An 8,153-nucleotide genomic window follows, 5' to 3' on the forward strand; every position below is an offset into this window, starting at 1 on the left:
GACGTCGCGCCGATCGACGCGCTTGTGGACGCGCTGGCCGCGCGCGGGCTCGGGGCGCTGCCGGTGTTCGTGTCGTCGCTGAAGGAGGCCGCGGCCGCCGCCTTCGTGCGCGAGACCTTCGCGGCGGCGGGGCCCGCCGTGGTGCTGAGCGCCACCGCCTTCGCGGTGTCGAAGCCCGGCGCGGCCTGGCAGGGCTCGCCGCTTGATTCCGCCGATGCTCCGGTGTTGCAGGTGGCGCTCGCCGGCATGGACCGGGCGACGTGGGAGGCCTCGCCCCGCGGGCTCGGCGCCCGCGACCTCGCCATGGCGGTGGCGCTGCCCGAGATCGACGGCCGCGTCTTCTCCCGCGCCATCGGCTTCAAGACCGCCGGCCGATTCGACCCCGCGACCGAAACCGAGATCGTCGCCTTCGAAGCGGCGGAGGACCGGATCGCCTTCGTGGCGGAGCTCGCCGCCAACTGGGCCGCCTTGCGGGCGACGCCGCGCGAGGCGCGCAAGGTGGCGCTGATCCTCGCCAATTACCCGACCGGCGCCGCCCGGCTCGCCAACGGCGTCGGCCTCGACACCCCCGAAAGCGCCGCCGTGCTGCTCGCCGCGCTCCGCGACGCGGGCTACGCCGCCGGGGGCGCGCCCGAAACCGGCGCCGAAGTGGTCGCCGCGATGACCGCCGCGCTCACCACCTCGTGCGTCCGCGAGGGGCGCGAGAAAACGGAGACGCCTCCCTCCTCTTGTCCCGGCGAAGGCCGGGACCCAGACACGCTGACCGCGCAGAACGACCGTCACGGCGCCGACAGCGACCTTCCAGAGAACGAAGCGGTTCCCGGTCCCGGCCTTCGCCGGGACCGGGACGAGGCGGCGGCGCCTTCTCACAGCAACGACGGCGAACAATCCAGCGACGCGCTTCTCCCGCTCGCCGCTTACGCCCGTTTCCTCGCCGCCCTCCCCGACGCGGCGCGGAAGAGGATCGCGGCGCGCTGGGGCGCGGCCGAGAGCGATCCGAGCTTCGACGCGGCGGCTGGCGGGTTCCGGCTGGCGCTGCGCCGCTACGGCCATGTGGTTCTCGGCGTCCAGCCCTCACGCGGCTTCGACGTGGACCCGAAGGCCGCCCATCACGACCCTGACCTGCCGCCGCCCCACGGCCATCTCGCCTTCTACGTCTGGCTCCGGGAGACGTTCGGCGCGCAGGTCCTCGTGCATGTGGGCAAGCACGGCAATCTGGAATGGCTGCCGGGCAAGGCGCTGGCGCTGTCGTCCGAGTGCTATTCCGAACTGGCGCTTGGGCCCCTGCCCCATGTCTACCCCTTCATCGTCAACGACCCCGGCGAGGGCGCCGCGGCCAAGCGCCGGACCTCCGCCGTCATCGTCGATCACCTGACGCCGCCGCTCGCCCGCGCCGAGGGAACCGCCGCGCTGCGTGAGGTGGAGACGCTGGTGGACGAATACGCCGAGGCGCAGGGGCTCGACCCGCGCCGGGCGGCGACGCTCGGCCGCGAGATCCTCGCCCGCGCCGCGAGCCTCGGGTTCGACCGCGACTGCGGCTTCTCCATCGCCGACGACCCAGACGACGCGCTCACCAAGCTCGACGCCTTCCTGTGCGAGGTGAAGGAGCTGCAGGTGCGCAACGGCCTGCACGTGTTCGGCCGCTCGCCGACAGGCGCGAAGCGGGCGGAGCTTCTGGCCGCGCTGGTGCAGGCGCCGCGCGGGCCGCGCCCCGGGGACGCCTCGCTGACGCGGGCGCTCGGCCTCGATCTCGGCTTCGCCGGCTTCGATCTGCTCGCCGACGACCTCGCCGCCCGCTGGGACGGCCCACGCCCCGCAGCGCTTGCCGACATCTCGGACGACCCGTGGCGCAGCCATGGCGATACGCTGGAGCGGCTGGAGCGGTTGGCGCTGACGCTGGTGGAAACGGCGACCGGGGCGCTTCAACCGTCATGCCCGGCGACGCCGGGCATCCACGACGTCCGTGCGCGGTCGGCTTCGCCCGCCGAAATCGCGGATGCCCGAGACAGGCTCGGGCATGACGGGGCGGATTCGAGCGCGTATCCCGCCGCCTCCGCCGTGCTGCGGGAGCTGCGCGAGGTCGTGGCCCCGCGGGTGGACGCCTCCGGCGCCGCCGAGATCGACGGGTTCCTGCGCGCGCTGGACGGCCGCTTCGTGGCGCCGGGACCGTCCGGCGCGCCGGCCCGCGCGCGGCTCGACGCCCTGCCCACGGGGCGGAACTTCTTCGCGCTCGATCCCCGCTCCGCCCCGACGGAGGCCGCGTGGCGGCTGGGGCGCGCAGCGGCCGACACGCTGTGCCGGCGGCACTATCAGGACCACGGCGAATGGCCGAAGCGGCTGGCGCTCTCCGCCTGGGGCACAGCCAACATGCGCACCGGCGGCGACGACATCGCCCAGGCGCTCGCCCTGCTCGGCGTCGCCCCCCAATGGGAGGCGGGATCGTCGCGGGTCGTGGGCCTCGTTCCGCTCACGCTCGCCGAGCTGAAACGCCCGCGGGTGGACGTGCTGTTCCGCATCTCGGGCTTCTTCCGCGACGCCTTCCCATTCCAGATCGACCTGATCGACGAGGCGGTGCGCCTCGTCGGCGCGCTGCCCGAAGACGCCGAGGCGAACCCGGTCGCCGTCCGGCTTGCGGCGGAGGCTGAGGCCGGGCGCGCCGGGCACAGCGTGTTCGGCGCGCGCCCCGGCGCCTATGGAACGGGGCTCGCGCCGCTTCTCGATCAGGGCGCGTGGGAGACCCGTGACGATCTCGGCCGCGCCTATCTCGCCGCCAGCGGCTTCGCCTACGCGCAAGGGGTGGAGGGCGCGCCGGATCGGGAGGCGCTGGAGGTGATGGCCCGGGACGTGGACGGCGTGGTGCAGACGCAGGACGCCCGTGAGTTCGACCTGCTCGACAGCGACGACGTGCACGAGTTCGCCGGCGGCCTCTCCGCCGCCATCGAGACGCTGCGGGGGACCGCGCCCGCGCTCTACCATCTCGACACATCACGCATGGAGACGCCGGTCGTCCGCACGCTGAAGGACGAGATCGCGCTGGTGATGCGCGCCCGCGCCACCAACCCCAAATGGATCGCCGCCATGCGGGAGCACGGCCACAAGGGCGCGGCGGAGATGCTCGCGACCGTAACCAATCTGTCGGGCTTCGCCGCCACCACCGACGCGGTGGGCAGCCATCAGTTCGACGCGCTCTACGACGCCTATCTCGGGGATGAGGCGACCCGCGGCTTCATCGCGGACGCCAACCCCGCCGCGCTCGCCGCCATGGCCCGCGCCTTTCTCGAGGCCGAGCGCCGCGGCTTCTGGCGGCCCACGCGCAACAGCGCGCACGATCATCTTCTCAGCTTGACGACGGAGCCGATCCCATGACCGAAGACGCCGCCCGCTATGCGGAGAAGATGAAGAAGCGCAAGGAGCATCAGGACAAGATCGTCTCCGAGCGGCAGGTGGAGAAGGGCCTGCTGATCGTCCACACCGGCAAGGGCAAGGGCAAATCCACCGCCGCCTTCGGCATGGCCATGCGCGCCATCGCCCATGGGCAGAAGGTGGGCGTGGTGCAGTTCATCAAGGGTCCGTGGGAAAGCGGCGAACGCGACCTGCTGCGCAAGTTTCCCGATCAGGTCGAGGTGCACGCCATGGGCGAAGGCTTCACTTGGGAGACGCAGGACCGGGAGCGCGACATCCGCGCCGCGCGCGAGGCGTGGGAGATGTCGAAACGCTTCATCGCCGATCCCGCGATCAAGCTGGTGATCCTGGACGAGCTCAACATCGTGCTGCGCTACGACTATCTCAACCTCGCCGAGGTGCTCTCCGCGATCGCCGCGCGGCCGGAGGGAACCCACGTGGTCGTCACCGGCCGCAACGCCAAGGACGAGCTGATCGAACAGGCCGATCTCGTCACGGAGATGACGCAGGTGAAGCACCCGTTCCGCGACGGCGTGAAGGCGCAAGCGGGAATCGAGTTCTGAGGGTGATGGGGGAGCAAGGGAAGCGCCGCGCTTCCTTGTCCCGGCCTTGAGCCGGGACCCATTTCCGCCGACGCTTGAGGAAGAAGCGTATCGGATTGGGCGCTCCGGCTTGCGGGCGCCGACGTTTCTGGGTCCCGGCTCAAGGCCGGGACAAGAGGGGCGGCGGCTTGAGGGATGCGCCCGACCTCATATTGAGGACGCACCGTCAGATCGCGCAGCAACGTCTCTCCCGAACCGCCCCTTCCCTTGTCCCGGCCGTGAGCCGGGACCCAGACCCTCGACGGACACCACCCTGATGCGACGCCCGATGCGCGCTCTTCTGAACCGCCGGCGTTTCCGGCTCCCGGCTCAAAGCCGGCGCAAGACGGCGGCGGCGTAAGGTCATGGCGCACGCTCCCGCCCTCATGTTTCAGGGCACCGGCTCCAATGTGGGCAAGTCGCTGATCGTGGCGGGCCTGTGCCGGCTCTTCGCGCGGCGGGGGCTGAAGGTGGCGCCGTTCAAGCCACAGAACATGTCGAACAACGCGGCCGTGACCGAGGACGGCGGCGAGATCGGCCGGGCGCAGGCGTTGCAGGCGCGCGCCTGCGGGATGCCCCCGAGCGTCCACATGAACCCCGTGCTGCTGAAGCCCGAGAGCGAGACCGGCTCGCAGGTGGTGGTGCAGGGCAAGCGGCTCGGCTCCTATCGCGGCCGGGCCTACTGGAGCCTGAAGCCCGACCTGATGCCGGCGGTGCTCGACAGTTTCGCGCGGGTGTCGGCGGGCGCGGACCTCGTGCTGGTGGAGGGCGCCGGCAGCGCGGCGGAGGCGAACCTTCGGGCCGGCGACATCGCCAACATGGGCTTCGCGCAGGCGGCCATCGTGCCCGTGGCGCTGATCGGCGACATCGACCGCGGCGGCGTGATCGCCACGCTCGTGGGCACGAAGGCGCTTCTGTCGGACGACGACAACCGCCTGATCAAGGCCTTTCTGATCAACCGCTTCCGGGGCGATCCTCGCCTGTTCGATGAGGGCCTGCGCATCATCGCCGGGCGCACCGGCTGGCCCTCGCTCGGGATCGCGCCCTGGTTCGCGGAGGCGAGCCGCCTGCCGGCGGAGGATTCTGAAGACCTCGCCTCCCGCGCGGGGCGGCGGGACGGAATGGTGCGCGTGGCCGTCCCCGTGCTGCCGCGCATCGCGAATTTCGACGATCTCGATCCGCTGCGGCTCGAACCCTCGGTGGCGCTGACGCTGCTGGAGAACGGCGCGCCGCTGCCGCCGGAGACCGATCTGGTGCTGATCCCCGGCTCCAAGGCCACCATCGCGGACCTCGCGGCCCTGCGCGCCTTCGGCTGGGACGCGGACATCCGCGCCCATGCGCGCCGCGGCGGGCGGGTGCTGGGGCTTTGCGGCGGCTACCAGATGCTCGGCCGCGCCATCTCCGATCCCGACGGGGTGGAGGGGCCGCCCGCGCGGGTGGAGGGGCTTGGGCTGCTGGACGTGGAGACCACGCTCGGCGCCGACAAGCGCCTCGCCCGCGTTTCGGGCCGGCACCGGGCGAGCGGCGAGCCGGTGGAGGCCTACGAGATCCACATGGGCCGCACCGAGGGGCCGGACACGGCGCGCGCGCCGTTCGAGGCGGAGGGCCGGCCGGAAGGCGCCGCCTCGCCGGACGGCCGGATCGTCGGGGCCTACCTCCATGGCGTGTTCGCCGCGGACGGATTCCGCCGGGCCTATCTCGCCGGCTTCGGCGTCACGGACGCAGGCTTCCGCTACGAGGCGACGGTGGACGCCACCCTCGACGCGCTCGCGGACCATTTGGCCCAACATCTCGACGTGGAGCGCATGCTGGAGATCGCCCGCGCGGGCGTCTGAAGAACGAGTCTCGGAGCCTGTTCGGGGCGTCGCCGCAGCGCGCGATTCAAACTCCCTTCATGCCCGGCGAAGCCGGGTATCTACGCCGTTCTGTCAGGCCAGATTTTGCGCGTCCAAGCCATGGATGCCCAAAATACGCTCGGGCATGACGATGCCAAAAACGCCCGAACGGGCTCTCACGCGCCGACCAGCAGCCAGACGGCCGCCACCGCGACGGCGGCCAGCAGGCAGGCGGCGCGGAACAGCGCGAGCGCGCGGGAGATGTCCTCGATCCGAGCCGGGCCGCCGCCCGCGTTCATGTAGGGATCGTCCACCCGGACGCCCGCATAGACCCGCGGGCCGGCGAGCGCGAGGCCGAGCGCGCCGCCCATGGCCGCCTCTGGCCAGCCGGCGTTGGGCGAGGCGTCGCGCGGGGCGTCGCGCAGCATGGCCCGCCACGCTTCGCGCCACGGCCTGCCGGTGAGCAGGGCCGCCAGCACGATCAGCGCCCCGGCGAGCCTTGCCGGCGCGAGGTTCACCCAGTCGTCGAAGCGGGCGGAGGCCCAGCCGAAGGCCCGGTGCCGCTCGGACTTGTGGCCGATCATGCTGTCGGCGGTGTTGATGGCCTTGTAGGCGATGAGGCCTGGAAGCCCGAGCGCCACGCCCCAGAGCGCCGGGGCGATCACGCCGTCGGCGAAGTTCTCGGCGCAGGATTCGATCGCCGCGCGGGCGACGCCGGCCTCGTCCAGCCGCTTCGGATCGCGCCCCACGATCATGGACACCGCCGCCCGCGCGGCGTCGAGCCCGCCCGCGCGCCAGGCCGTCAGCACCGCCGACACATGGCGGTGCAGGCTGTTCTGCGCCAGGAACACGCTGGCGAGCGCGCCTTCGATCAGCACGCCATAGGGCAGCCCCCGCAGGCTCCAGCTGATCGCGACCCCAAGGGCGAGCGCGCCCGTGACGAGCGCGACCAGCGTCCAGACGCCGCGGCGGCGGCGGACCGCCTCGTCCAGCTCCAGCCGGTTGACGCGCGCGTCGGCCCAGCTGATCGCCCGGCCGAACAGGGCGACCGGATGGGCGAAGCGGCGCCACACGGCGTCGGGATCGCCCACCACGGCGTCGACCAGCAGGGCGATCAGGATGATCGCGGCGTTGTGGGCGAGATCCATGACCCGTCAGGCGGCGGCGCGCAGGGCGGCCGCGAAGCGCTCATGGGCCGCGTCGTCGCCGGGCAGGCCGAAGCGCAGCTCGTCCGGCCGCTCCTCGAAACGGCGAGTCCAGACGCCGGCGCGGGCGAGCGCGGCGTGGACCTCGCTCGCGCGGGCGTGGCGGGCGGTGCGGAACAGATCGGTCCCGCCGATGATGGTGAAGCCGCTCTCGCCGAGCAGGTCGTCGAGCCGCATGGCCTCCACCGACAGCCGCAGCCGCATGCTGGAGATCCACGCCTCGTCCGACAGCGCGGCGGCGCCCGCCTCCAGCGCCGGACCGGAGACCGGCCAGGGCCCGAGCTCGGCCGCAAGCTCCGTCACCATCTCCTCGTCGCCGGCGGCGAAGCCGAGCCGCACGCCGGGCAGGCCGAAGAACTTGCCGAAGGAGCGCAGCACGATCGCCTTGCGGCCGTTCAGCCGGCCGCCGAAGCCGACATCCGGATTGGTGTCCGCGAAGGCCTCGTCGATCACCAGCAGCCCGTCGCGGGCGGCGAGACCCTCCGCCACCTTGGCGAGGGCCTTGGGCGAGGCGATGCGGCCGGTGGGGTTGTTGGGGTTGACGACCACCACCACGTCCGGCTCGCCGATCTCGCCGAGGGTGCGGGCCTCGCGCACCTCGTGGCCGGCGCGCGCCCACTGATAGGCGTGCTCGCCATAGGTCGGGCCGAGCACCACCACCGTCTTGCGGTAGCGCAGATACGGCAGCAGCTGGATCATGGCCTGGGAGCCCGGACCGGCGCAGACCGGGGTGTCTTCGGCCCAGCCATAGGCCCGGCGGGCGGCGGCGAGCAGCGCGGCCAGCGCCGCCTTCTGGGGCAGGCGCGTCAGGCTTTCGGATGAAAACGGCGGGAGCGGATAGGCGTAGGGGTTGACGCCGGTGGACAGGTCGAGCCAGCCCTGCGGCGGAACGCCGAACGCCGCGCCCGCCTCCGCGAGATCGCCCCCATGCCGCATGCCGTGCCTCTCCCCTTGAGCGCTCACACTTTGGGCAGAATCCGCGTCAGGTCAAATCGGCGCCGCGCCTGCGAAGGCCGCCCTGGACGCGCGCGCGGAGCGGCGGCGTGAGCGCGGCGGCCGTCACCGTCACCGTGTGCCGCACTTGCCGGCCGGAGGGAGCGTCGCGGGAGGGCGAACCGGAAGGCGCCCGC

5 protein-coding genes are annotated in these 8,153 nt (G+C 72.7%); 3 read left to right on the plus strand and 2 right to left on the minus strand.

Annotated features, from left to right (window positions below; all coding sequences use genetic code 11):
- From cobN to ACFQ4O_RS12675, 3 genes are all read left to right on the plus strand, one after another.
- On the plus strand, positions 1-3,366 hold a 3,366-nt coding region (gene cobN, locus ACFQ4O_RS12665), incomplete at its 5' end, for a cobaltochelatase subunit CobN (protein ID WP_378776056.1).
- Entirely contained in the window at positions 3,363-3,965 is a 603-nt protein-coding gene (cobO, locus tag ACFQ4O_RS12670; RefSeq protein WP_378776057.1) for a cob(I)yrinic acid a,c-diamide adenosyltransferase, read from the plus strand. The genes cobN and cobO, both read left to right, overlap by 4 nt.
- Positions 3,966-4,348: 383 nt before the next feature.
- Complete coding sequence (locus ACFQ4O_RS12675) at positions 4,349-5,818, plus strand: cobyric acid synthase (protein ID WP_378776058.1); 1,470 nt, start codon at positions 4,349-4,351, stop codon at positions 5,816-5,818.
- Between the two features lie 176 nt (positions 5,819-5,994).
- Here ACFQ4O_RS12675 and cbiB read toward each other — a convergent pair whose 3' ends face one another.
- On the minus strand, positions 5,995-6,966 hold the full coding sequence (gene cbiB, locus ACFQ4O_RS12680) for an adenosylcobinamide-phosphate synthase CbiB (protein ID WP_378776059.1): 972 nt from the start codon (positions 6,964-6,966) through the stop codon (positions 5,995-5,997).
- Positions 6,967-6,972: 6 nt separating this feature from the next.
- Positions 6,973-7,959, minus strand: coding sequence for a threonine-phosphate decarboxylase CobD (cobD, locus tag ACFQ4O_RS12685; protein WP_378776060.1), 987 nt, complete (start codon positions 7,957-7,959; stop codon positions 6,973-6,975).
- Between the last annotated feature and the right edge of the window lie 194 nt (positions 7,960-8,153).

It is taken from the genome of Methylopila musalis, from assembly GCF_042679725.1.
In the GTDB taxonomy this organism is placed as follows: Bacteria; Pseudomonadota; Alphaproteobacteria; order Rhizobiales; family Methylopilaceae; genus Methylopila; species Methylopila musalis.